General features: G+C 39.3%; 23 protein-coding genes. 9 read left to right on the forward strand and 14 right to left on the reverse strand.

Features of this window, described 5'->3' with window-relative positions; all coding sequences use genetic code 11:
- Positions 1-173 precede the first annotated feature (173 nt).
- Positions 174-1,436: an outer membrane protein transport protein gene (locus I6F47_RS10035; RefSeq protein WP_197183767.1), complete on the forward strand. Its 1,263-nt coding sequence runs from the start codon at positions 174-176 to the stop codon at positions 1,434-1,436.
- Between the two features lie 113 nt (positions 1,437-1,549).
- Here I6F47_RS10035 and I6F47_RS10040 read toward each other — a convergent pair whose 3' ends face one another.
- The 3 genes from I6F47_RS10040 to pepA all read right to left on the reverse strand — a co-directional run bounded on the left by I6F47_RS10040 (position 1,550) and on the right by pepA (position 6,567).
- Positions 1,550-4,405 carry a valine--tRNA ligase gene (locus I6F47_RS10040; RefSeq protein ID WP_197183768.1) on the reverse strand — a complete coding sequence of 952 codons (2,856 nt, stop codon included), beginning with the start codon at positions 4,403-4,405 and terminating at the stop codon, positions 1,550-1,552.
- Between the two features lie 53 nt (positions 4,406-4,458).
- On the reverse strand, positions 4,459-4,905 hold the full coding sequence (locus I6F47_RS10045; protein WP_007587285.1) for a DNA polymerase III subunit chi: 447 nt from the start codon (positions 4,903-4,905) through the stop codon (positions 4,459-4,461).
- A gap of 150 nt (positions 4,906-5,055) precedes the next feature.
- Positions 5,056-6,567 (reverse strand): leucyl aminopeptidase, encoded by a 1,512-nt coding sequence (pepA, locus tag I6F47_RS10050; RefSeq protein ID WP_007587283.1) that lies wholly within the window; start codon positions 6,565-6,567, stop codon positions 5,056-5,058.
- Positions 6,568-6,876: 309 nt separating this feature from the next.
- Between pepA and lptF the strand changes: the two genes are divergently transcribed.
- Positions 6,877-7,989, forward strand: a complete 1,113-nt coding sequence (gene lptF / locus I6F47_RS10055) for an LPS export ABC transporter permease LptF (RefSeq protein WP_007587281.1) — start codon at positions 6,877-6,879, stop codon at positions 7,987-7,989.
- Positions 7,986-9,053 (forward strand): LPS export ABC transporter permease LptG, encoded by a 1,068-nt coding sequence (gene lptG / locus I6F47_RS10060; protein ID WP_007587278.1) that lies wholly within the window; start codon positions 7,986-7,988, stop codon positions 9,051-9,053. Before lptF ends, lptG begins: the two co-directional genes overlap by 4 nt.
- A 90-nt stretch (positions 9,054-9,143) precedes the next feature.
- Here lptG and I6F47_RS10065 read toward each other — a convergent pair whose 3' ends face one another.
- The 4 genes from I6F47_RS10065 to I6F47_RS10080 form a co-directional block, all read right to left on the reverse strand.
- Positions 9,144-9,644 carry an RDD family protein gene (locus I6F47_RS10065; protein ID WP_007587274.1) on the reverse strand — a complete coding sequence of 167 codons (501 nt, stop codon included), beginning with the start codon at positions 9,642-9,644 and terminating at the stop codon, positions 9,144-9,146.
- A 171-nt stretch (positions 9,645-9,815) separates the two neighbouring features.
- The gene (locus I6F47_RS10070; RefSeq protein ID WP_197183769.1) at positions 9,816-10,580 is read right to left on the reverse strand and encodes a DUF6515 family protein; all 765 of its coding nucleotides are present in this window, start codon (positions 10,578-10,580) and stop codon (positions 9,816-9,818) included.
- Positions 10,581-10,959: 379 nt separating this feature from the next.
- On the reverse strand, positions 10,960-11,217 hold the full coding sequence (locus tag I6F47_RS10075) for a hypothetical protein (RefSeq protein ID WP_197183770.1): 258 nt from the start codon (positions 11,215-11,217) through the stop codon (positions 10,960-10,962).
- Between the two features lie 397 nt (positions 11,218-11,614).
- Complete coding sequence (locus I6F47_RS10080; protein ID WP_197183771.1) at positions 11,615-12,754, reverse strand: alkene reductase; 1,140 nt, start codon at positions 12,752-12,754, stop codon at positions 11,615-11,617.
- Positions 12,755-12,834: 80 nt separating this feature from the next.
- On the opposite strand from I6F47_RS10080, the gene I6F47_RS10085 reads away from it, so the two are divergent.
- The 3 genes from I6F47_RS10085 to I6F47_RS10095 all read left to right on the forward strand — a co-directional run bounded on the left by I6F47_RS10085 (position 12,835) and on the right by I6F47_RS10095 (position 15,054).
- Entirely contained in the window at positions 12,835-13,752 is a 918-nt protein-coding gene (locus I6F47_RS10085) for a LysR family transcriptional regulator (RefSeq protein ID WP_197183772.1), read from the forward strand.
- A gap of 133 nt (positions 13,753-13,885) precedes the next feature.
- Positions 13,886-14,014, forward strand: coding sequence for a hypothetical protein (locus tag I6F47_RS20680; RefSeq protein WP_269435551.1), 129 nt, complete (start codon positions 13,886-13,888; stop codon positions 14,012-14,014).
- 359 nt (positions 14,015-14,373) lie between these two features.
- Positions 14,374-15,054, forward strand: a complete 681-nt coding sequence (locus tag I6F47_RS10095; RefSeq protein WP_197180957.1) for a hypothetical protein — start codon at positions 14,374-14,376, stop codon at positions 15,052-15,054.
- Positions 15,055-15,566: 512 nt separating this feature from the next.
- On the opposite strand, the gene I6F47_RS10100 is transcribed toward I6F47_RS10095, so the two are convergent.
- The 3 genes from I6F47_RS10100 to I6F47_RS10110 form a co-directional block, all read right to left on the reverse strand.
- Entirely contained in the window at positions 15,567-15,800 is a 234-nt protein-coding gene (locus I6F47_RS10100; protein ID WP_197183773.1) for a hypothetical protein, read from the reverse strand.
- 211 nt (positions 15,801-16,011) lie between these two features.
- The gene (locus I6F47_RS10105) at positions 16,012-16,869 is read right to left on the reverse strand and encodes an MBL fold metallo-hydrolase (protein ID WP_197183774.1); all 858 of its coding nucleotides are present in this window, start codon (positions 16,867-16,869) and stop codon (positions 16,012-16,014) included.
- A 208-nt stretch (positions 16,870-17,077) separates the two neighbouring features.
- Positions 17,078-18,961: a propionyl-CoA synthetase gene (locus I6F47_RS10110; protein WP_197183775.1), complete on the reverse strand. Its 1,884-nt coding sequence runs from the start codon at positions 18,959-18,961 to the stop codon at positions 17,078-17,080.
- A 186-nt stretch (positions 18,962-19,147) separates the two neighbouring features.
- Here I6F47_RS10110 and I6F47_RS10115 point away from each other — a divergent pair, with 186 nt between their 5' ends.
- Positions 19,148-19,549 carry a nucleotide triphosphate diphosphatase NUDT15 gene (locus I6F47_RS10115; RefSeq protein WP_165783606.1) on the forward strand — a complete coding sequence of 134 codons (402 nt, stop codon included), beginning with the start codon at positions 19,148-19,150 and terminating at the stop codon, positions 19,547-19,549.
- Here the strand turns inward: I6F47_RS10115 and I6F47_RS10120 are convergent, their stop codons facing one another.
- The 3 genes from I6F47_RS10120 to I6F47_RS10130 form a co-directional block, all read right to left on the reverse strand.
- Positions 19,550-20,647, reverse strand: coding sequence for a polysaccharide lyase family 7 protein (locus I6F47_RS10120; RefSeq protein ID WP_121955074.1), 1,098 nt, complete (start codon positions 20,645-20,647; stop codon positions 19,550-19,552).
- 358 nt (positions 20,648-21,005) lie between these two features.
- Positions 21,006-21,779, reverse strand: coding sequence for a substrate-binding periplasmic protein (locus I6F47_RS10125; protein WP_007587234.1), 774 nt, complete (start codon positions 21,777-21,779; stop codon positions 21,006-21,008).
- Between the two features lie 92 nt (positions 21,780-21,871).
- Positions 21,872-22,885 carry an AraC family transcriptional regulator gene (locus I6F47_RS10130; protein ID WP_197183776.1) on the reverse strand — a complete coding sequence of 338 codons (1,014 nt, stop codon included), beginning with the start codon at positions 22,883-22,885 and terminating at the stop codon, positions 21,872-21,874.
- Positions 22,886-22,982: 97 nt separating this feature from the next.
- On the opposite strand from I6F47_RS10130, the gene I6F47_RS10135 reads away from it, so the two are divergent.
- Both I6F47_RS10135 and I6F47_RS10140 read left to right on the forward strand, forming a co-directional pair.
- Positions 22,983-23,429, forward strand: a complete 447-nt coding sequence (locus tag I6F47_RS10135; protein WP_101216759.1) for an SRPBCC family protein — start codon at positions 22,983-22,985, stop codon at positions 23,427-23,429.
- Entirely contained in the window at positions 23,426-24,253 is an 828-nt protein-coding gene (locus I6F47_RS10140; protein ID WP_165722064.1) for a sterol desaturase family protein, read from the forward strand. Before I6F47_RS10135 ends, I6F47_RS10140 begins: the two co-directional genes overlap by 4 nt.
- Before the next feature lie 5 nt (positions 24,254-24,258).
- Here I6F47_RS10140 and I6F47_RS10145 read toward each other — a convergent pair whose 3' ends face one another.
- Positions 24,259-26,097, reverse strand: a complete 1,839-nt coding sequence (locus tag I6F47_RS10145; protein ID WP_165722063.1) for an Lnb N-terminal periplasmic domain-containing protein — start codon at positions 26,095-26,097, stop codon at positions 24,259-24,261.
- Between the last annotated feature and the right edge of the window lie 64 nt (positions 26,098-26,161).

The following is a 26,161-nucleotide window of genomic DNA, read 5'->3' on the forward strand; positions in this document are numbered from 1 at the left end:
TTTTAAATTACCGTTAATTTGTCGTTAAAATGTGGTTAAAAAGCGGGTTTTTTGCTGTTTTTTGACACTTTCATAGAGTTTTTTACAAAAAATTAAGGTAGTGTAGCCAAGTTTTAAATCCTAATAACAACACACATAGTACCCAGACGGTCAGTTTGGTTAAGGACTCAACAATGAAATTTTCTAAAACTATTATTGCAGCTTCGCTTGCATTTGTTTCAGCTGATAGCTTTGCAGCTGCGTTTCAATTATCAGAGCAAAATGCATCGGGTTTAGGCCGTGCATACGCTGGTGAAGCTTCTATCGCAGACGATGCGTCTGTAGTTGCACGTAACCCAGCACTAATGACTTTATTTAAAGACAAGCAACTAAGTGTTGCTGCTATTGGCGTAATTCCAGATGTAAGTATTGAAGGCGAAAGTACTAATAACGGTATTAACCCAAGTGCATTAGATGACGACAGCATTGCACCAAGTGCTGTAGTACCTGCTATTTACTTTACTATGCCTTACAACGATAAAGTATCGATTGGTTTTGGTGCATTTTCTAACTTTGGTTTATCTACAGAGTTTAACGACGAATACGTTGCTGGCCAAATTGCTGGCGAAACAGAAATTTTTACTGTTAACCTTAATGCAAGCGTTGCTTATAAAGTAACTGAGCAATTCAGCTTTGGTATTGGTTTAAACGCTATTTATGCTGATGCAACTGTTATTCGTAAAGTGGGTGCTAATGCAAGCGGTATTGATTTTGGTGCTGATGCTGTAAACCTTCAAGGTGATGATACTGGTTTTGGTTTAAACGTTGGTTTAATGTACCAGCTAGATGATAACAGCCGTTTTGGTTTTAACTATCGCAGCGAAACAGACATCACATTTGATGGTGACTTCTCAAACGAGTTACCAGTAGGCGGTACTGGTGGTGCTAAGCTTCCAGGTGCAGTTGATCTAACACTACCAGCTATTGCTGAGTTTTCTGGCTCACATCAGCTAGATGACAAGTTAGGCTTACATTACAGTGTATTATGGACAGGTTGGAGCAGCTTTGAATCACTAGAAGCACAAGTAACGCTACCAACAGGTGATAAGTTTGTTGCGTTTGAAAAGCAAGAGCAGTTTGATGACTCTTTCAGATACTCTGTAGGTGCTGATTACCAATACAACGAAGATTTACTACTTCGTGCCGGTGTTGCATTTGATGAGTCTCCAGTATCGCAAACACACCTTTCTATCTCTATTCCAGATACAGATCGCTTTTGGTTCTCGTTTGGCGGTAACTACACAATTGATCAAAACTCTAACGTTGATCTTGGTGTAAGTATCATCCGTGGTAAAACACAAACGTTCACAGAAGCTGATGACTCGGGCAGCCAGTGGGGCTTCGAATCTAAAGGCCACGCGGTATTACTTGGCGCTCAGTACAACTACAAGTTTTAATGTAGAAGTGTCTTGTGGTTAATCACAGGGCACAAAAAAGCCGCTCACTTTAATTAAAGTGAGCGGCTTTTTTAATGCCTATTAAATAGTGTTAATAGGCATTTTATGAAAGCTTATAAGCTTTCTATTTTAGTTTTTTGCTCAAGTAGCTTAGTTTTAGCATCGCTAAATTCAGCCAGTTTTGCATTTTCTTTAGCAAGTACAGCTTCAGGTGCGTTGTTTACAAACTTTTCGTTAGCGAGTTTGTTTTGCACTTGTGCTAGGCCTTTTTCTGCTTTTTCGAGTTGCTTATTAATACGCGAAAGCTCGGCTTCTACATCAATTAAGCCCGCCATTGGGATCATGATCTCAAGGTTGCCAACATAAGACGTTGCACATGCTGGTGCGTCGTCTTTGTTTTCAAGCATTGTAAACTCTTCAATTTTTGCAAGTGATGCTAAAAATGATTTGTTTTCTTCAATGCGTCGCACGTCGTCGCTCGATGCATTAGCAAGTAATACGCTAAGTGGTTTACTTGGACTAATATCCATTTCACCACGAATATTACGAATAGCTAAAATGAATTGTTTAACCCACTCCAAGTCATCCATCGCTTTAGCATCAACGCTTGCTTCATTATATACAGGGAACGGCTGAACCATAATGCTGGTACCCGCTGTTTCAAGGCCTGCAAGTGGTGCAACACGCTGCCAAATCGTTTCAGTGATGTACGGCATCATTGGGTGCATTAAACGCAGTAAGCTTTCAAGTACGGTAATAAGTGTATTACGTGTACCACGTTGCTGCGCTTCATTACCTTTAAATAATACCGGCTTAGTTAGCTCTAAGTACCAATCACAAAACTGGTTCCAAGTGAATTCGTAAAGCGTGTTAGCAGCTAAGTCAAAACGGTAGTTATCTAAATGCTCTGTGTAGGTTTTAACGGTTGCTTCATATTGACCTAAAATCCAGCGGTCAGCCAATGAAAGCTCCGTTTGAGCACCGTTTGCAAAACCACAGTCTTGCTCTTCTGTATTCATTAATACGTAACGGCTCGCGTTCCATAATTTGTTACAGAAGTTACGGTAACCTTCAAGGCGGTTCATATCCCAGTTAATATCACGACCGGTAGATGCCATTGCAGCAAGGGTAAAGCGAAGGGCGTCGGTGCCGTGTGCTTCAATACCGCCTGCAAATACTTTACGCGTATCTTTTTCGATTTTAGCGGCAAGTTTTGGCTGCATCATGTTACCAGTACGCTTTTGTACTAGGTCTTCAAGTTCAATGCCGTCAATCATGTCTAGTGGGTCAAGTACGTTACCTTTTGACTTAGACATTTTATCGCCATTGTCGTCACGTATTAAGCCAGTTACATATACGGTTTTAAACGGAACTTGTGGTTTGCCATTTTCGTCTTTTACAAAGTGCAGCGTCATCATAATCATGCGCGCAACCCAGAAGAAAATAATATCAAAACCAGTTACCAGCACGTCAGACGGGTGGAAGGTTTTTAAATCATCGGTATTTTCTGGCCAACCTTGTGTAGAGAACGTCCAAAGCGCTGATGAGAACCACGTATCAAGTACGTCTTCGTCTTGGCTTAGCGTTACGTTATCTGCAATGTTGTTTTCACGGCGAACTTCAGCTTCGTCGCGACCAACGAATACGTTACCTTCATTGTCGTACCAAGCTGGGATACGGTGACCCCACCAAAGCTGGCGTGAAATACACCAATCTTGTACGTCGTTCATCCACGAGAAGTACATGTTTTCGTATTGCTTAGGTACAAATTGAATATCGCCGTTTTTAACAGCGTCTTTTGCAGGCTCAGCAAGTGGTGCAACACGTACATACCATTGGTCGGTAAGTAGTGGCTCAATTACAACACCAGAGCGATCGCCGTAAGGAACCGTTAAACCATGGTCTTCAATTTTTTCAAGTAGGCCTAGTTCTTCAAATTCTGCCACAATCGCTTTACGCGCAGCAAAGCGATCAAGTCCATGTAGGCGCTCAGGAATTGGCGCATCAAACTCAATTTCTTTACCGTCAAAGGTGTATGTTTCACCTTGGGTTAAAATAGCGGCGTCTTTATCGAAAATGTTGATCATCGGCATTTGATGACGTTTACCCACTTCGTTATCGTTAAAGTCGTGCGCTGGGGTTATTTTTACACAGCCCGTGCCTTTATCTTTATCGGCATGTTCGTCAGCAACAATTTTAATACGACGATTAACGATGGGTAATAAAATATCTTTACCGATTAAATCTATGTAGCGTTCGTCATCTGGATTTACTGCAACACCTGAGTCGCCAAGCATAGTTTCTGGACGCGTTGTTGCTACTACAATGTAGTCTTTTCCGTCTTGTGTTGTAACGCCATCAGCTAGTGGGTAACGTAAGTTCCACATGTGGCCTTTTTTGTCTTTGTTTTCAACTTCAAGATCAGAAATAGCCGTATGTAACTTAGGATCCCAGTTTACTAGGCGTTTACCACGGTAAATTAGGTTTTCTTTATGAAGGCGTACAAACACTTCTTTAACGGCTTCAGATAGGCCATCATCCATTGTAAAACGTTCACGATCCCAATCAACCGATGCGCCAAGGCGACGAAGTTGCTTGGTAATAGTGCCGCCTGATTCTTTTTTCCATTCCCAGATTTTATTAATAAAATCTTCGCGGCCTAAATCGTGGCGTGTTTTACCTTCTTCAGCATGCAGTTTACGCTCAACCAACATTTGCGTTGCAATACCTGCGTGGTCAGTACCTACTTGCCATAATGTGTTGTTACCTTGCATACGTTTAAAACGCGTCAAGGTATCCATTATTGTATCTTGGAAGGCGTGGCCCATGTGTAAGCTACCAGTGACATTTGGCGGCGGGATCATAATTGAATATGGTACGCCTTTGCCAGATGGCTTAAAGTAGCCTTTTTGTTCCCAGTCTTGATATAGAGACTGTTCAATATCTTGCGGATTGTAGGTTTTATCCATTACACAGAACCTTAAATAAGTACTTAAATTAGTTGGTTAGTTTGCCTGATTGGCTAGCTATTAATATCTTGCGTGGTGAGATTGGCACCGAGTTGGCGTAGCTTTTTAAAACGCTCGCGGGCTGCTTGTTTAGCCGCTGCTTCTACGGGTACAAAATCAAAAACTTGGTTAAACCGACGAATGTAATCCGGTAACTGAGTAGCCAAGTTAATTAAAACTTTACGATTGCCAACAGGTGGCGTAATACCAATTTCTACAGGTGCGCCGCCTTTAGGGCCTTCACCTTGTAAATTATGTGGCACAAAACTATCTGGATCGAATGCCCAAATTATTTCATCAATGGCACAGGCTGCTTCGTTATCGTTAACACAAATAAACACACGCTGCCCATTTCGATACTGATCGGCCGCAATTTGAGCAGCCAAAGCAAAATGATCGTCAGCCTTCGCTTTAGACTCATCTTGTTGCTTTAGAACGAAAAATTTAGCGTTCATGTTCATTGTATCGGGGTTTCCCATGACATTGAATGTATACCAAATTGATATACATAAATTAAGAGGCAGATTTTGCCATATAACGGGGTTTGCTTCAATTAATACACAAATAAATAAGGCGCCAAATGGCGCCTTATAAGTAGCTAAACAGTGTGTTTAATCTTGAGCGGCTTCACTTACGCCAGCTCTATTTAATAAATACTGAGTAAGCATTGGTACAGGACGACCCGTTGCGCCTTTTTTAGCGCCACTGCGCCACGCTGTACCGGCAACATCTAAATGCGCCCAATGATACTTTTTAGTAAATTTAGACAAGAAACATGCCGCAGTAATAGTACCGGCAGAGCGTCCACCTAAGTTTGTAAAGTCAGCAAATGGGCTCTCTAGTTGATCCTGATAGTCATCCCATAACGGTAACTGCCATGCACGGTCGCCACTTTGCTCAGACGCTTTTAATAAATCGTGTGCAAGTGGGTTATGGTTTGATAGTAAACCAGTCGCATGCGCGCCAAGGGCTACAATACAAGCGCCAGTAAGTGTTGCTACGTCAATAACCGTATCCGGGTTAAAACGTTCAACGTACGTTAGTGCGTCGCACAATACTAAACGACCTTCAGCGTCGGTGTTTAACACTTCAACTGTTTGCCCCGACATTGTTGTTAAAATATCACCCGGGCGATACGCGTTTGAGCCAGGCATGTTTTCACAGCCAGCTAAAACACCAATAACGTTAATTGGCAATTGCATTTGTGCAAGTGCACGCATTGCGCCAATAACACCTGCAGCGCCGCCCATGTCGTATTTCATTTCGTCCATGCCTTCGCCTGGTTTTAATGAAATACCGCCTGAGTCAAACGTTAAGCCTTTACCAACAAGTACAATAGGGGCTTGGTCGTCAGCGGCGCCTTTGTAGTTAATAATCGACATAATCGATTCGTTATCACTACCTCGGCCAACAGCTAGGTAAGAATTCATACCTAGTTCTGCCATTTGCTTTTCGCCAATAATATCAACAGTGATGTTGTCAAAATTAGTCGCCAACTCTTGTGCTTGCTCGCCTAAGTACACTGGATTACAAATATTTGGTGGCATATTAGCCACGTCTTTACACAGCTTACTACCTGCAGCAATGGCTAAACCATGCTCAATGGCACTTTCGCCAATCGTTAGTTCGCGTCGTGTTGGTACGTTAAACACCATTTTACGAAGTGGACGACGAGGGTCTACTTTTTTACTTTTTAATTGGTTAAACGTATATAAGCAATCTTGCGTTGTTTCTACTGCTTGACGAACTTTCCAGTAAGTGTCGCGACCTTTAACGTGTTGTTCTGTTAAAAAGCAGACTGCTTCCATAGAGCCTGTTTCGTTTAAGGTATTAATAGTTTTAGAAATAATTTGTTTATATTGCTTATCATCAAGCTCGCGCTCTTTGCCACAACCAACAAGCAATATGCGCTCGCTTAATACATTGGGTACATGATGCAATAATAAAACTTGGCCTGGCTTACCTTCTAAGTCGCCACGGCGAAGTAAATTAGAGATATAGCCATCACTAATTTTATCGAGTTGTTCACCAATGGGGGATAACCTACGTGGCTCGTAAACGCCAACCACAATACATGCGCTGCGCTGTTTTTCTGGGCTACCACTTTTTACGTTAAATTCCATTGTCACTCCTGATTTTGAGTCATTTAAGTTAGTAAGTTGGGGCTAAAAAAGTATTTTCTAGTCTTATCTACGTAACTTATGTGCGGATAATTTTAATTTTAGCTGATTTTGTTAGACTCTTACTGTGTAATTGAACTTTATATGCTTAAGGGCTACTAATGCAACATTATATCGTGCACTTAGGTAGGATAATTAAATTTGATGGCTTATAATAATAGCCTATTTGCCGGTATTAATTGGGTAAAATAGCTATTTAACTATTCAATTCTCACTATCGTAGTGAAATTCCATGTTTAACAGGGGCGAGCATTGCTAATTTTCCGTTATTTGACCGCTGAGGTTTTAAAATCGCAGGTCGCCGTATTTTTAACTTTAATGACAATCTTTTTGTCACAAAAGTTAGTTGGTATTTTAGGTGATGCCTCTGAGGGCAGCATTCCTGCTAAATTAGTGCTATCGATGATTGCACTAAAGCTTCCACAACTGGCCTCGCTAATACTTCCGCTGAGTATATTTTTAGGCATTATTTTGGCTTACAGCCGTATATATGCAGATAGCGAAATGACCGTCCTTAAAGCCTGTGGCGTAAGTGAATGGTATGTTGTGCGCGTAACGCTTATATCAAGCGTTGGGCTTGCCATATTAGCCGCTGCATTGACTATGTATATAGCGCCGTGGGCAAGCGAGCAAGAGTATCAATTAAAAGAACAAGCCAAAGCCGATGCAGGGTTATCTGCACTCAGAGCTGGGCGGTTCCAAGAAACCGGTAACGAAAAAGCCGTGGTGTTTATTCATAATATTGAAAAAGGCGGCAAAGAGCTCAATAAGGTATTTGTTGCACAGTTACCTGATAGCGAAAAAGGCAATCTAGCGCGCTTAGTATATGCACAGCAAGGTGTTGTGGTTGAAGCCGTAAATGGTGAGCAACAGCTAGTACTAACAGACGGTAAACGTTACGAAACAGACGGCACAACGCCTGCACTTAATTTAACAGAATTTGATGGTTACAGCGTACAAATACGAGAACAAGAAATAGAGCATCAACGCCGTAAATTAGAGGCTGTGCCAACTAACCAATTATTGGCTATAAACACTCCTGAATCTATTGCTCAATGGCAATGGCGACTCGCTATTCCGTTATCAATCCCGCTACTTACCTTACTGGCAGTGCCGCTAAGTGTGGTTAATCCTCGCCAAGGTAAATTTGCAAAACTAGTGCCTGCTATTAGCTTGTACTTAGGCTATTTTATTTTACTAAATGCCGCTAAATTTGCAGTTGAAGATGGCAAAATCCCGCCTTCAATCGGCTTGTGGTGGATTCATCTAAGTGCCTTGTTTATAGGTGGGTTATTAATTATAAAAGGGCGACCGCTGGGCGCTTGGCTTAAAGCCGTAGTAACTAAGCGGGAGTTAGGCTCATGATGAAAACGCTTGATTGGTATTTAGGCCGCAGTATTTTACAAACTACCGGCTTTGCATTGTTGGTACTTGTTGGTATTAGCACCTTAATTAAATTTATCGACCAGTTGAAGTCGGTAGGGCGCGGCAGTTACGACTTAATGACCGCAATGCTTTACACGCTTTACACAATACCTGGCGATTTAGTGGTGTTTTTTCCGATGGCTGCGCTAATTGGTGGCTTAACGGGTTTAGGGGCGCTTGCCTCAAACAGTGAGCTGGTAGTGATGCAAGCCGCCGGTATGTCGCGCTTACAAATAATTGGCTCTGTGATGAAAACAGCCATATTTATGGCTGTATGCATGATGGCTCTTGGCGAATGGGGTGCACCTGAAGCGCAATTACACGCTAAAGAAATGCGTAACCAAGCAATACATGGCGGCGATGTGTTTAATACACAAAAAGGTGTATGGGCTAAAGACGGCAATAATTTTATTAATATTGAAGATGTTGATGAAAACGGCAGGCTCAACGGGGTACACATGTACCACTTTGATAAATCGTTAGAGCTTACCCAAATTACTAAAGCAAGAGATGCACTAAGCCGAAAAGAAGGCTGGCTACTTCGTGACGTAAATAAGGTTATTATTACTAGCGAAAAAACCACAACAGAGCAATTACCAGAAGAGTTTTATCCTTCGCAACTCACAGCTGAAAAGTTAGGGGTTGTTTCGGTAAAACCGGAGTCACTTTCATTTACTGGGCTTTGGTCGTATTTAAGTTACTTAGAGCAAAACGAACAAGACACAAGTACCTACGAGCTTGCTCTATGGCGTAAGTTGATGCAGCCAGTATCTGTTGCGGTAATGCTGCTGGTGGCGCTCTCGTTTATATTTGGCCCGTTGCGTACAGTAACAATGGGTGCGCGTATTATTATGGGCGTTGTAACGGGGATCGTGTTTCATTTAACTAATGAAATATTTGGCCCTGTCGTTATGGTTTACCAAATACCTGCCATTATAGGGGCGGTATTACCCAGTATTATATTTATAGGCTTTGCGACATATTTGATGAATAAACGGGTATAGAGTACCTATTCAAAGCATGGAAAAGGGTGACCAGTGGTCACCCTTTTTGCTTTTTAACTACTGCTTAACTCACGATTTGAAAAGTTGCTATTAATCAAGCTCACTATAAATACGTCTGTTTTCTTCTTTAGTAAGTGCAATAACTTCTGTTTTAGAGATGTAATCTTGCAGTGCTTTTTTGTTTTTAAAATCGACTAACACCACCAAATTACCTAAACCGAGTAAAGCGCTAACGCTGCGGATAATCGATTGCGGCCAGCTAATTAAATTACCTTCAAGAGTTTGTACTTTTAAACGCCATGCACGCATGCCAATTGTTTGCCCGCTTTTAGTCCAAAAGTAGCCAAAAAATACTAAGGTAACAATAATTAAAAGAGCGGTACGAATACCCGAAAGAAGATTTGAATTTTGAATAAAGGCAGATACATCCTCTGCGCCATTTAAACTAATTACATCGAGAGAAATAAGCCCTTGAACGGCAAATAAATACAGCACTACAGTTAACATCGCAAACGCAATAATGGCTAACGTATCGTAAACTAACGACGCAAAACGGCGCCAAAAACCAGCACGTGGAAACTCACCCGACATAAATACACTCTCACTATTAATATGCGAGCTAGTTTAGCAAAAAAGCTTACAAATACTAAGACATGTTAATGTTTAGAGAGGGAATTGATTTTATTGCTTTAAGTTATTACCTACAGGGGAAATGAAAAAGACCCTGCTATTGGTAGCAAGGTCTTTTAATTTATAGCGGATTTAACCTAGCTTGATAGCAAGGTATTTTATGTCGTCACCACTTATTTGCGGTAAAAAATAAATATCGCCGTATTTAAAATACTGCTGCGAGTTAATTATTACGGCCTGTGCTGCCTGAGGCAATGAATCGTAAGTTTGGCCCAAGCTATAATCATTCACATTCCCCACTTTTATTGCCTGATTAAGACGGGTTGGTGGCTCATCAACCACTGTATAACCGTCATTCTTTGCGACGTAATACACGTTTTGATATGTGTAGTAGGTGGTATTGTGATGCTTAAAATGCCTGTAATTTCTTGGTAGCGTATTTATACGCAGGCCTCTAGGTGGCGTAACTACGTGGTAGCCTCTTTTAGCTTTACGGTAGTAAAGGCCGTCGTTAAACGTAAACGAAATACCATTAAATCTGATTGATGCGCTATTGCGTGGTAAATGGTTTATAAATCGATTTTGTCTGTAAGCGACTGAATTATTATGGTTTGTTAAGTAGTTATATTTGCGCTGGTTGTAGCGGTATTGTTCACGCTTTTCCTGCTTGTACTTAGCAAGTTTACGTTTTTCTTGCTTACGGTCTTCTCGTTTTTCTTTTTTATGCTCAATACGCTGCTTTTTTTCATGGCGGCGTTCATCGCGTTTATATTCAACACGTTTGTCGTGGTCACGTTTAAAGCTTTTATCATTCTCTCGCTCGTTTTGTGCTCCAAGCGCAGAGCCTGATACTGCGCCAATGGCGAGCAGTGCAGGTAGTAAAAAAGTAAGTTTCATAGTATTGCCTCGTTTATGTTTTTACATAACTGGGTTCAATACTAGCGGTTCAAACTGAATGTTAACTGACATACAGCAGCAAACGGAGCTATGCTTACAGCTTTTTACATTTTACTGACGGTTCTTGACATAATATCTAGTTTTTGACGATTTTTAAGGGTAATTATGTTTTTTGTAAGTATATTTATTACGAGAGATATTTTAATAATATTGCTATTAAATTATGTATTTGGACTTTTTTGTTGTGCTTAGAAAACGTTATTTCTGTGCATTTTAAGATGGGGTAATACCAATAATAGAATTTAAGTGGTGTAAAAAGCTAAGTTTGCGGCACGTTGTTTATTGCCGCAAACATGACTTTATATTTTAAAGTACGCATCTATCTTTTAATAAATTTAAGGTTTGGGTGATACGTTATGACATTAACTTTAACAAATGCTGTGTTATTAACGTTTCTTTTAACAACTTTAACTGGAACATACTTGATTACCTTAGTCTGGTTAGTTTTTTTCAGTTCTCGTTTTAGCTGAACCTTTTTATATTCTTGCTTTGTATATCTATCATGTGGTGCTGCAAATGCAGAACTAGATAAAGTGCCAATAACTAATAGTGCAGGTAGTATAAATGTAAGTTTCATAATATTGCCTCGTTTGTGGTTAACATGGCTAGTATTGACGTTTGAAACTGAATGCCAACTGCATATAGGGGCAACTGTAGGGAGGCTTTACACCCTTTTACTTATCTTTACTTATCTTTACTATTCTTGACGCTAATACCAATCCGCAGTAATACTTAATCAATTTGAGGGATTAAATCTAACGTTAACTCTATTAAAAAATGACTGATATATGGCTGCATAAATGCAGAGGGTAGGGCAATGAAAGAGCAATTGTCGAGAACAACTAATAACAAAATTTTAGCTGTGTTATCAACATTGTTTTCTTAGCTCAAAACAGGTAGCTTAATTAAGGTACCAGGTATAAAACCGTATCGGTTCTATACCAATTCCATATATCGTTTAGAGTTTAGGTTAGCTACTTTTGATAAAACGGGTAATCGCTATAACCTACTTCGGTGCCGCCATACATAGTGGCTGCATCGGCTTCGTTAAACGTCCAATTATTCGCTATACGCTCTGGTAAATCAGGGTTAGCTATAAATGGGCGACCAAATGCAAATAAGTCACCGTAACCTTCACCTAAAATACGCACCGCTTTTGCTACTGTGTATTTACCAGCATAAATAATGCGACCTGAAAATTCAGCTCGTACTGCTTTATAAAATTCTTGTGGTAAATCAGGAGCATTTTCCCAATCAGCTTCCGCTATTGATAAGTAAGCAATGCCAGCTTGCTCAAGCACTTTAACGGCTTGTACATAAGTATGATGAGGGTTTGATTCAACAAGTCCTAGATACACTCGTGTTTCATCTGTACTTTCAAATAAAGGAGCAAAGCGAACACCTAAACGATCAGAGCCTACAACGTCACTTACCGCTTCAACTATCTCTTTTAAAAAGCGCAGGCGATTACTAAGCGTTCCACCGTATTGATCGTCACGGTTATTAGTATGTTCAGAAATAAACTGATTAACTAAATACCCGTTAGCACAATGAAGCTCTACGCCATCAAAGCCTGCTTCTAGAGCATTACGTGCAGCTTGCGCATACATGTTTACCAGTTCGCCAACTTCAGTTGTTGTTAGTGCACGAGGCTCACTTGGGTCAGCCAATGCGCCTTCACCAGGTGCGGTTTCAATAAATACTTTTACATTGTCAGCAATAATATCTGAAGGGCCAACCGGTTTACCTGAATTTGGTTGTAGTGTGGCGTGCGATACGCGCCCTACATGCCAAAGCTGAGCAAAAATAACACCGCCTTTAGCATGTACTGCATGTGTTACTTTTTTCCAGCCTTCAATTTGTGCTTGTGAGTGAATACCTGGGGTCCAAGCGTAGCCTTGACCTCGAGGTTCTATTTGTGTGCCTTCGGTAACCATAAAGCCAGCCGATGCCCGCTGCGCATAATACTCAGCCATTAATTCATTAGGAATATTGCCAGGCTGAGTGCTGCGAGAGCGAGTAAGAGGTGGCATCACAATACGGTTTTTAAGTGTAAAAGGGCCAAGCTCAATTGATGAGAATAAAGGGGCGGTATTAACTAATTCTGATTTCATTTTAAATTCTCTTATAAAGCAAACAAAGGCTTAAATAGTGGTTAAGCAACATTGGCAGCATAGAGATTTAAGGATACAATTTGAAACAACACTTTTTTGTGCAGCATACAATTATGAATGGTATTAGTCGGCTCGATATAAAACAGTTAAGAGTACTCAGTAGCTTATTAGAACTGCAAAATCTTTCGCAAGTAGCCAAAAAAATGGGGTTAACGCAACAAGCTATTAGTGAGCAACTACGAAAACTACGAGACTTATTTGACGATCGCTTGTTTATTCGCCAAGGTAATAGCATGGTTGCTACTCCTAAAGCGCAAGGACTCAAGGCGCCTGTTAATCATATTTTAAAGCAATTAGAATCGTTACTAGAGCCCGAGCTGTTTAGTCCGCAAACTTATAAAGGTGTGTTTACCATAAGCGCAACCGACTACGCCACGCAGGCTTTATTGCCGCAATTATTTAATATTACCCGCCGCGAAGCGCCAGGTTTAAAGCTGATTGTGCGCGACTTTGCGTCTGACAACGTTAATCAACTTATAACAGCAGGCGAGCTTGATTTGCTGATAAGCTTTCCAGAATTTATACCCGACAACCTTTCTTATATCACTTTGTTTGAAGAGCAGCATTTGTGTATTACCGGTATAGGTAATACTACTTACACTGAACCTTTGAGCTTGGCGCAATTTGCAAAGCATCCACAGCTAGTGGTATCGCCATCGCGCGCTAATTTGCGCGGATCGCACGATCAGTGGTTTGAAAGCCAGGGGCTAAAACGTAATATTGTAATGTCGGTACCGAGCTTTTCAGCGGTGCCCGACATTTTACATACAACCGATATGCTAGCGTTTTACCCATCAAGATTATTACCAAATAGCAAAGTTAAACAGCTAAAAATAGAAGCTCTGCCTCCTACCTTTAAAGTAATAGCCGCATGGCATCCGCGTACCAATAACAGCCCAATCCATAAATGGTTGATAGAGCAGCTACAAAATTTATAACGATGTAAAAAATCTAAAGTGATTACTTTTTACTGTTAAATTAGCAACCCAATATTTAGATTTAATCATTTAACCCCTCCTTAACCCTCGACCTAATAAGCTATGTGTAATAGTACGAATTAGGCATAGTTAAATGGTTTATTTTAAAAAGCACTCAACCGGTTTTTTATTTGCACTTAGTTGCACGCTTGCTGCGTGTAGTAGTCAGCCAAGCTATCAAGGTAATGGCATATTGCACAGCGAGATCTCTATAAGTAAATAGCAGCGTACAAACGGATACGCCACACACTGCTAATAACACAAATAAGCCCGCCAATATTGGCTACGGTTTAGGGGTGGAGTTAAGCGAAAAAATAATAAAACGACACGGTTGGGTATACGAAGTACACGACATGCCTGGGCGTTATGAAGTGGTGGTTGATTTTAGTTAATAGACTTTCTTAATACTTAGGTTTTTTACATTCAAAAATATTTAATTTAACGCTGAGAATATAAAAAACTTAGTGATAGTAATGTGTTAAGTAATTTGCTAAAACTATAAATAGAAAGGATGCGAGTGTAGCGCGAATGGAAATACACGTGAATTATGTGCTACTAAATTATTAGGGTTAATGGAGTAACATGCAATATATCGACTATTATAATTCAATTAAAGATAAGGTTCTAAAAGAGCTTACTTTTAATGAACTAGCATTTGTTCATCTAAATGCTCGAGACTATAACGACATAAAGCATGGACAAATACAATCTGTTCTTCCTTTAGTTATAGGAGAGATCAGGCACGCTAAATTTTATAGGTATTCTCAGAATTTTCTACCCCTTGCTTCAGCATTCACTGTTTTAGATCAGCTTGGTTTTTGTTATTCAAGAAGTGATATCCCTACTTATAGTGACATTAATGCAAGCTCAATAAAAAAGTCTCTATATTATTTTTGTGGTTTTTCTGAGAATGATAGAGATACAAAAACATTATATGCATTAAGAAATTCATTTTTGCATACGGCATCATGTTTATCGAAAGCTGAACGACCTAACCAACCAAATCATAGTTTCGTATTTGATAAAAATTCAGATGATTTGATAAAGTATCCAGACATACCATGGGATGGTGATTTTAATAACCTAAATAACAGCATGTCTACGATTGTCAATCCTGTGATGTTGGTAGACTTAATTGAAGCTTCGGTTGAAAATGCACTTAAATACTTATATGACGGAAGTTTGGTAGTATCTTGTGATAGTGGGAGAGCCGAGTTTTACTATCGTTTCCTTAAGTTCTATTCTGAAAAAAATCTAGCATAAACAATCAATATGAACGGTTTTAAAGCACTTAAAGTAAACCTGCTCTTGCTGCTATTAATTAGCTCACGGAAGTCTTATGGAGGATATCGAGTTTAAAGTTTTAAAGTCTTTTCTCGTTGAGTCTAAGAGCCATCGCTGGATTCAGGAAATGTATTAAAAATAGTTGCTCCTGAAAGAGGTGGTGGCTACGAAACAATGAAAATACTCCATGCTTATGTTAAAGGCGAACTTAAAGGAGCTTTAACTGGATATGACATAACTAAAAATAATGTAGTTTGCCCAATAAAAGATTTGATCCCGTTATGCTCTAATTACTACTCAGTCGCGCATAGGAAGAGCCTTCCGTACACAATAGAGGAAATTAAAAGTATGAACGCTAATTAACCATGCTTTCGAGTTTTGCTAGTCAGGTTTTTTCAGTATTTTAGAAAAGTATGGAAGTAGCTGAAAATAAGATCGCAAGCGGATATTAGTAACGTTTAGATTGCTAATTTTACTCAATCAAAGAGTTTTTATCGAGCCTTACAATGCCAATGATCATCGTGTTTAGTGCAGGCTTGATTTGTGGGCTTGGCTTTTACGATAATAATGTTTGGAGAGTTGTGCTCAGTTACTAAAACAGGTGTAACTACTTTAACTACTTTTTTATGTGGTTTATACGCACTGGGACCATGTTGATATACAGTGCAGCCGCTCATAATAAGCGCGGTCGTCATTACTAAAACTATTTTTAAAGATAAGTTCATGTTTATTAGTCCTATATAGCTTAATGCTAAGCCTAGGATAAACTTTTTTTTGTATAGTGCTGTCAGCAAATGTAAGGACATTGTAAAGGTGACTTATATGACTTTTGATGCCTTATTTAACTAATTAATAAGTACATTGGTACTGCGTTAAATATACCAATGCTTATAATATTGAGTTTAGAGCTCAGAGCTTAGTCCGCTGAGTTCAAACTTATAAATCGCTGCGCCAACCCATACCAGACTCTTCCATTAAACGCTCGTACACGCCTTCTATGTTAAGCGGTAACCATGCATCAAACTGTTTAAAGTCACTAAATTGGTCTAACTTTACATTTTGTTTAATTTCGTCAAGTGTATTACCGGCTAAAACGCCTGCGGTTACTTGGCTATATAAAAGTTCTAAATAACTTAAGTAACGCGCTACATCAGCCTTGCTGCCAATATCGGCATGTCCGCCTACAAAAGTATTAAAGTCATATTTGAGTACCGCTTGGGTTGAGTTAATCATGCCTTGAATATCGTAACTCCACAGTTTTTGCCACGGCATTCTGCCAATAACAATCCAATCAACCACAAACAACGTTTTTTGCTTTTCAAATAATATACTAACCGAACCACGACCATCGTTTGGACCATGATAGTTAAGCTTTACTGTTGACTCACCAAGGGTAAGTAGTAGCTCGTCATCAAAAGTAAGGCTGGGCGCTACCGTTTTCATTTTTGTGTTTTTAATATCTTGCGCGGCGAGTTTATGCGCTACAAAAGTGGTGTGTGGGCTTTTAAATACCTCGGCGCCGTAAATATGATCGCTGTGATTATGGCTATAAATTACATATTTTACAGGCACGTTATAGCGGGTTTTAATTTGCTTGTTTAACCATGTGGCGGCTTTTTTATTAAGTGGGTCGGTAACAATTGCGCCCTCAGGAGTGATTAAAAATATTGAGCGGTGTCTGTCGTCTATAAAGCGGTGTAAGCCATTGCCTAAGTCTTCTATTTCAAAGGCTTGTGTGGCAAAGCCTATAAATAATAGGGCTGTAGTTAATAGTTTTTGTAGCAAGCGGGGCATACACCATTCCTTTTAAAATTGATTAAATTAATAACGCTATTAAAAGAAGAAAGCATAAAGCTGTAAAAAATTTCAGTTGCTAGTTAAATTAAAAATTAAAACTTAAAACTTAAAACTTAAGCCTAAACCTAAACCTAAGTAAAAGGATCAAATATAAGGATGAAATAAAAAGCCATTATAAAAATGGCTTTAGATAGGTTGGTTGGGTTTATCTTTGTGTTAGTTGTTGGTTTATTTCTTCAAAGATACTGGCATCATCTATGGTTGAAGGTATTTGTAGCTCTTCGCCATCAACTAGTTGACGTAAATTTTTACGCAGTATTTTACCCGAGCGGGTTTTAGGTAACCTATCTACGCTAACTATATTTTTAAGGCACGCAATAGCGCCAATCTGATCACGAACACTTAAAACAAGCGCTTGTTCTACGTCGGTACTTGAGCCTATAAAATCATTTTTAAGCACGATCATTCCCATAGGGAGTTGCCCTTTTAGAGGATCGTTTACACCAAAAACAGCGCATTCGGCAACAGCAGGGTGCGCGGCTACTATCTCTTCCATTTCGCCAGTAGAAAGCCTATGCCCTGCTACATTTATAACGTCGTCGGTTCTGCCCATAATAAATAGGTAGCCGTCTTCATCAATATAACCGCCATCGCCAGATAAATAATAACCTTCGTATTCATTTAGGTAGCTTGCTTTAAAGCGCGAGGTATCTTGCCAAATTGTTGGCAGGCAACCCGGTGGAAGTGGCAGTTTAATTACCACGGCGCCTTGCTCGTTAGCTGCGCATTCATTGCCATCCATATCTAATATTCGCACGTCAAAACCTGGAGTAGGCACGGTAGAGCTGCCAGGTTTTGTTGCTAAGTACTCAAGCCCTACAGGGTTACAAGCAATAGCCCAGCCGGTTTCTGTTTGCCACCAATGATCGAGCACTGGCAGTTTGGTTTTTTCTTTAAGCCACTCGTAAGTGGGAGGATCTAACCGCTCGCCGGCTAAAAACAAACGTTTTAAGCTAGAGGTATCGTATTGATTAAAACCATCGGCATTGGGGTCTTCTTTTTTGATTGCTCTAAATGCGGTGGGGGCACTAAATAATGCATTTACTTTATATTCTTCAACCACGCGCCAAAATGCACTAGCGTCGGGTGTTTTAACCGGTTTACCTTCATATAATACGGTCGCGCAGCGATACATTAGCGGCGCGTAAACTATATAAGAGTGCCCAACTACCCAGCCAATGTCAGACGCTGCCCAAAATACGTCGCCGGGCTTCATACCATAAACGGTTTCCATGCTGTATTGCATTGCCACTGCGTGACCACCATTTTCGCGCACTACGCCTTTGGGTGTGCCTGTCGTGCCTGAGGTATATAAAATATAAAGCGGATCGCTACCATTTACAGGCACCGGATCTGCGCTTGCAGCCGTTTGCATTGCCTGAGTCCAATCTATGTCTCGTTTAGGCTTAAGAGTGGCGGTTACTTGTGGACGCTGATAAATAACGCAGTGTTCTACTTTGTGAGTAGCTAAGTCTATTGCGTTATCAATAAGTGGTTTGTATTCAATAACGCTGTTTACTTCAACACCGCATGAGGCGCTAAGTATAAGTTTGGGCTTGGCATCATCAATGCGTACAGCCAATTCGTGTGCAGCAAACCCACCAAATACCACCGAATGAATAGCACCAAGGCGAGCGCACGCCAACATACCAATAACCGCCTGTGGGATCATTGGCATATAAATAACAACGCGATCGCCTTTTGTAACACCTAAAGATTGTATTACGCCTGCAAATTTAGCAACTTCTTGTTGTAGTTGTGAGTAGCTATAAGTTTGCTTTGTATTAGTGACTGGGGAGTCGTAAATCAGTGCAGTTTGCTCGCCAAACCCGGCAATAACATGCTGGTCTAGCGCTAAAAAACTGGTGTTTAATTGTCCGTCACTAAACCAATGGTAAAGCCCGTCGTCGTCTTGTGTGTATGCTTTTGTGGGGGTTTTATACCATGGAATATTTTTACTTTGTTCGAGCCAAAATTGGGCTGGGTTTTGTTTAAAGGCATTATATTGCTGTTTATATTCGCCTGACATGTAAGGCTCCTAAAGCTAAATTTGTGTGTGAGAGACCTTACAAAATGTAGGCTTTTTTTAGCAAGCAAGCTATTCGACCTTGGTCGGCTAAAAGTTAATCAATGCACAGGCTTTAAAAATACAAAATTGACAATACAAAGCGTGTGGTTCAGCATGGCGGGCAGTAAAAATAAGAGAAAACACGATATGAGTAACGTAGTAAGAGTAGGGGTTGCGGTTATCATAATGCGCCAAAACACAATTTTACTAGGTGAGCGCATTGGCGCGCATGGTGCTAATACATGGGCAACACCAGGTGGGCATTTAGAGTTTGGTGAAAGTGTTGAGCAATGTGCAATACGAGAAGTGTTTGAAGAAACAGGTTTAAAGGTAAGTAAAATTACTAAGCTTGATTTTACCAATGATATTTTTACAGCAGAGAACAAACACTATATTACGTTGTATGTAAAAGCTGATTTTGAAGGCGGAGAGCCTGAGCTTAAAGAGCCTAATAAATGTTTAAAGTGGCGCTGGTGCGATATTAATAATCTACCAACGCCACTGTTTACATCACTAAAAAATTACTTATCTGAGGCTGTACTAGCCTAGTTATTTTGTTGGCGGTGTCGCTGGGCTTAACTCTAGTTTACTAAAGCTTACTTGAGCGTAATCGCCATTTTGTTTATCTGTAGACCAATCGCCAGTACCTAAACACCCTGGGTACCAAATACCTTTCGCGCTTTTAGTACTACATTGGTTATAAGCGCCGGCTTTAAAGTAATGCCAATCTGCAGCGTAACCATGTGGATGGTCTTTTTCGTCCACTTTGCCATAAGCATCTACGTTATTACCTAAGTTAATAGAGTAATTAACGTCTTCTTTGCCTTGTGCGCTAAATGTAAGGTGCATAACATTTTTATACACATTTACCGTGTAGCTAAATTCTTCACCTAGTGCAATACCGGCACCGCCTGGCTCGTTAGGGTTTTCCCATGTATTACCCCAAACTGGGTAAGTAATATCTGTACGGTCAGGATTCGTTTTAGCTAAGTTACGTTCATAGTTCCAAAAAACTGAGCCTGTTTTATGCCCTGGCCATTTTTTGTAATATATTTTAAGTGGCTCATTGCCCCAGCCATAACCAAGCTTGGTATCAATAAGTGCCTGATCTTTACCCGCGTGAATTTGCCCTACAACAACCGAGTAAGCTGCTTTTTTATCAGGGTCGGTAGCACGTAGCGCAACGTGATCTACTTTTAATGTTGCTTCCATTTTTCCACCAACAGAACCAAATCGGTCAGATAGCGGGTGAACAGCTAAAGCAAAGTTGTTTTTAGAGTGTTTAGTTTTAATTTTAGTATTTGATCCACGGATCATTTGTCTAAGTTCACTACGGGTATTAGTAGAGTTAGCACTTGTAAGCGCTTTATTAGGGGAGGTAAATACCATGTAGCCTTTACCATCAAGATAGAAAAAATCAGGGTGTGCGTAAGTCTGAATTTCTTCTACATCTATTTCATCAATTTTACCGTCGTTGTTTAAATCTACTGGTACATTTATTTTCCAGTGTGATAAATCAAACTTTGTTGCAGGTACCGGCGCATCGCTTTGCTGATTAGTGCTTTGGGTACTTGAACAAGCGGTAAAAAGTAAAGGGGTGATAACGGCTAAAGCCGTAAGTTTAAATGTGGATGTATTTTTTATCATTATTGTCTCTGTGTGATGAAGTAAAAATTGTGCGGTACAGGCATCGCTTAATCTCAATCTAGCATACCAATTTAACAATTAAAACTTACCAATTAGTAAAATTAAATATTTTTTAAATGATTTTTTGTTATACCAATTTGGTTTAGGTGTTTTTTAACGGCTTTTATGGAAGTGTTTGCGGTATGTATTTTTTATGTGCTTGGCTCTTCATTTAGTGATGTTTAACGTAGATTTTGGCGCTAATGTGTAGTCTATTTTTTGGGGGGGAGGAGATTTTTAATTTTGTAGTTTGCTTTGCCGCGTTTAGCAAATAACTAAATAACCACTGCCAATAACTAATGTCGGGCTTTAACTATGGTTAGTGCTGCATGTTAGTCGTGTTTGGTAATAAAAGTTGCCACTTGTTTAAAATGGCATGGTATTCACCATTTTCTTTAATGTTACTTAATGCGTCAGAAAGTGCTTTAGCTGTTTTAGGATTAAGTTGATTACTTGCTGCAAAATTAAGTGAGGAGGGAAGATCGCTTAAATGAATTCGTTTTGTTATTAGGCTAGGATCGAGTCCTAGGCTTTTTAGCTCGTTATTAAGTGTAAGTGTATTAGTTACTACAAAGTCGATCCGGTTTTTATAAAGCATTTGCCAAAGTTGATTATAGTAACTGACCAGTATTAAATTGTTATTTTCGGTAAAGCCTTTTTGCTTTAAGTAGGCTTCGCTCAGGTAGCCACGAATGGTTGCTACTTTATACTCTTTAGCAAAATTTAAGTGAACAACTTCATCTACATGGCTTTTTAAGCTAATTAAATAAGCATCTGCAAAATACACTTCGCCTAACCATGTATATTTATTAATCCGCTCTGGGGTTTTTAACAAAGACAACATTATGGCGTTGGTATTTGTTTTATGCTCTTTAAAAACGCGGGCCATAGGCATTATTTCAAAATTAGCGGTTAAGTTTGTTTGCTTCACAACTGCTTTGGCAATGTCGACTAAAGCGCCGCTTACTTCACCTTGCTGATTTTTAAAGTGATAAGGAGGAAGGTCTTCAGCTATAAAAGTAACCGAATCGGCGTTACACAGGGGGCTATATAAAATAAATACAAAAGCACTTAATAAAACACGCAAAAACATAAAAAATCTTTTAAAGCAATAATACACCTAGTGTAGAGAGTATTAACTAAAACATATATATATTATGTTTATATAACGTAAATAATTTGTATTTACTTGGCTGTACTTGCTGTTTTGTATTTTATAAATTGTAATGGCGAGCATTTATGCCAGCGTAAAAATGCGCGATTAAAAGAGCTTTGATCTTTAAATCCTAAAATATTAGATAAATCAGCAAGTGGCATGCTGGCTATTAATGTATCTGCACGTTTTTTACGTTCTTTTTCAAATAGTTGAGCAAAGGTTAAGTCTTGTTGTTTTAAGCGTCGTTGTAGCGTTCGGGGTGTTAAATTAAGCGCATCAGCTATGCCTATTAGGTTGCAGTTTTGCAAGGTAGTTTTAGCTGTAAGTAACTGATTAACTTTATCGTCAATACACTGCTGGCTTTTAAAGTTAGAGAGTTGCTGCTCTGACAATTGCTTAAAAGTAGAATTAATAATGGCGTTATCGGTTTTAAAGGGCAGCGTTAAATAATGGCTCGGAAAGCTAATTTGATTATATTCAGCACTGCTTTTTACAGGGCATTTAAACCATGATTCAAGGGCGCGCCTTTGCGATGGCAACCAATTATAAGTGAAACTAATACTACTTGGCGAAAGCGTTAAATTTATTAACTGGCGAATCACACTTACCCACGCGGTCATGTTTCGTAAAACAACATGCTCATTACAACTTTGGTGAGCAATCCAACGAATAGTTGCTGTATCAGTATTTAGTTCAAACTTGGCTTTACCAATATCAGCCACCAAGCTGTCGTAGCTTAACAATGCTTTAATGGCACTGCTTAAGTTATCGCTTGATTCAATTAAGTAACCTAAAACGCCGTAGTCAGCAGTGCGAATTTGCTGACCTAGGGTAAAACCAAAAAGAGGATCGTTAAGTGTTTTTTTGCCATAAACTAATAAAGCATTGTAACTATTTAAACTAATACGCGGCGCTAATTGATGGGTACGCTGATTACTAAATTCGTCAAAGCTAATAGCGTGCAAAGCCGTTTTAGTATTAATGCCTTGTGCTTGTAAGTAATCAAGAATACTTGAAAAGTAATGATCAGCCAATGTGTGCATTTGTCATCTAAAGCTAAAAAATAGTCGTGTATTAGCAAGTTTGCCACGTTAAATTTTTATATGCTAGTTGAATGCCTAATAACCTCTTGCTGTAAAAATGATACTTATAACAATAAAACAAACGCTTAATGCACAGCCAAAACAAATAATAAGCACACTATTGGATCATCAACAGTTGCATCGATTTTTTAATGCCAAATTTACGCTGCTACAAGCACAAGACGAAGGGCAAATAGAAGGCGGAAAAGGATCTGTTAGGCAAGTGAAAATAGGTAAAATAACGTTTTCAGAGCAAATAATCAGTGCCGATCAAAATCAGATCAGTTACCAAATAGTAGGCGATAAACCAGTAGCTAATCATCGAGGCGATATATACCTCACTGCAAATAAAGACATCAATACTTTAGTTACCGAACTTAACTATTGCATAAGCTGCTCAGCTCCATGGTGGATGCCAAATGCATTACTTAAATATGTTATTACAAAAGATATAACCCAAGCGTTAAACAATTTAAATAATTATTTTTTGGCGGGTAAAGTATGAACTCAGAAATTATTTTGCTCGCTCTTAGCCCGTTATTTTTGATATTTGTTTGCTGTGAGTTTATTAAGTTTAAGCGCTATTACGACATAAAAGATAGCCTAGCAAATACAGTGTTAGCGCTATTACACCAAGGCGCAGATGCTATTGCGTTACTGCTGTTAATGCCTTTATTTAATTGGTTGTATGACTATAGATTGTTTGATATTGAAGTGAGTGTATTAAGTATTGCATTTGCATTTTTACTGCAAGATTTTTTATATTATTGGTTTCATAAAGCATCGCATCATATTCATTGGTTGTGGGCTGCACATGTGGTGCACCATAGCTCAACTAAAATGAATTTCACCACCGCATTTAGGCAAAGCTTAATGTACCCCGTAGCCGGTATGTGGGTGTTTTGGTTACCTATGATTTTAATTGGATTTGAACCGCTAACAGTATTTAGCGTGGTTGCATTAAATTTGGCGTATCAATTTTTTGTACATACTCAAATAGTAGGTAAGTTAGGCTGGTTTGAAAAAGTATTTAATACGCCTTCGCATCACCGAGTTCATCACGCAATAAATGCAGGTTACCTTGATAAAAACTTTGCAGGTGTACTTATTATTTGGGATAAGTTATTTGGCACCTTTGTAGAAGAAGATAAATCAAAGCCTTGTAAATACGGCATTATAGGGCAGCTTAATAGCAATAACCCAGTCGTTATTACGTTTCATCAGTGGGAGCACTTATTGAAAAGTGTTTATAAGGCATCGGGAATAAAAGCTAAATGTAGAGTGCTATTTGGCTACCCTACAAGTAGCATTAAATATAAAGAATATTGAAAAAGTTAAAAGTAAAACTGCATAGCTAAACTCATTGATGAATTATGGCTATGCCATTGAGCATGCTGTACTTTGCTGCGCAGCGATACATTGCGAGAAACAGCGTAATTCCATGTTATAGCTATTTCGCTGTGCTTACTTGCTGCGTTATCAGTTAGCCATAATATATTGCCAGTTAAAGCGAGTTTATGGTTATTGTTTATTTGCCAAATTACACCGGCTTCGCTGCCTATTCCAGTACTAAGTTGGTCGGTTATATCGCCTGTATTTAGCTCAAATTGACCAAGAATATAGCCGTGTAGATTATTAGGATCGCCATAAGATTTACCATAACCTCCTCTTGTAAAAAAGCGGCCTAAACGTTTATTGTCACTTGGTTGTCGGTCAAAGCCCATTTTAAAGTTCCACGACCAGCTATCAAATACGCGGTTATCGGGTGCAAGCGACATAGCATCTAATAAGTAAAAATGTTCAATATCTGCATTTCCTTCATCAGTAATAGCGGCTTCCAAATCAAAAAAACTAATTTGTGCACCCGCTATAAAACCTTCAGGCCTATCTAGTAAGTCATGGTACGCAAGCCTATAACCAAAATTTGTAAGGTTTGCTTGGTTATTATTTTGTACCCTACCTAGCGATACTTTAGAAGAACCATGACCTTGCTCAGGGGAAGCAATAGGGCGGCTTGGCTTAGTAAATGGCGAAGCTACATTATATTTGCTGCGCATTAGGAGTAGCTTAGTTAGTCGCGGGGCAATTTCTTCACGATTTAACGCTTTATCGTAAAATTCAAAATTTAACCATTCATACGCCATTTCTAATATAGCGACTAATTGCGACTGTGAGTAATTACGAGTATTGAGGGAGCCACCTTGCATTAACTCTCTTGCATCATCAAGTTGTTCGTCAGTCATTTGAGTAGAGTAATGGTATAGCTTAGTACCAAAAGCAGGGCGGTAATTAGGTGTTTGTAATAAGTTGTTATTTCTTAGTACTGCAACGGTATCTGATGGAATAGCTTGCATATTAAATGACGATGTTAAATCAAGGTCCTCTTGTGCAAGTTGTAATAATGCAAGTAATTGGTAAGAGCAGTTTTCATCAATAAAAAAGTAATCGAATGTAGCTAATTGTAGCTCCCACAAGTGCAATAAAATAAGCTCTACCTGTGGCTCTGATAAATTAAGTTTGTATTCCCAAATATCACGAGATTCTAAGTCATTATATTCGCGTACTTTTTTATAGTACGGCATAAGTGAAAACTTACCTGGGTAGCTGCCAATCAAGCCTTTTAGTGCATACATAGCTGCGTTATCTGAGCCATCTGGCTCTGCTGCAAAATTAACGGCGAATGCGAGCAACTCTTTATGGCGAGTCTGATCTTTTGCATCAATACGAAGTAAAGTGTGGCCAAACATTGATGATGGGCTATTCATAAATGCAGTTGGAAAAACTAACGTAACCCCTTTAGGGTTTATTATTTTTTGCCACGCCTGTAGTTCTGGGCAATTAAGTTCGGGCCAGTTATTTTTAATTTTTGTTTTTAGCCATTTATAACGTGCAGGAAACTGACAACGATATTGTGTTGTTTTTGGGTCAGTATTTTTACCACTAAATGCAGCTATAGTGGCTTTAAGTTCGTCATATGGGCTTGTTTTACCTGTAGGAGATAAAAAAAACTCAGCACTGTCTACTTCACTTTTCCAATCACCTAATGTGGCCAAGCGGTAGTGACCTAATTTAAGCCAGTAAGGGTGTGTTGCTAATGTATTTGTTTCAATACTTTGAGCGTTTGAGTAAGTACTAAAAAGAGCGAGCAGTAAACCAAATAATATTTTTTTCATAATCACTAAATTACAAAAGCCGCTAGAGAAATACTCCAGCGGCTTTATTTATACGTATAAAACC

The sequence above is a fragment of the Pseudoalteromonas sp. NZS37 genome (genome assembly GCF_015864265.1).
Taxonomy (GTDB): Bacteria; Pseudomonadota; Gammaproteobacteria; order Enterobacterales; family Alteromonadaceae; genus Pseudoalteromonas; species Pseudoalteromonas arctica.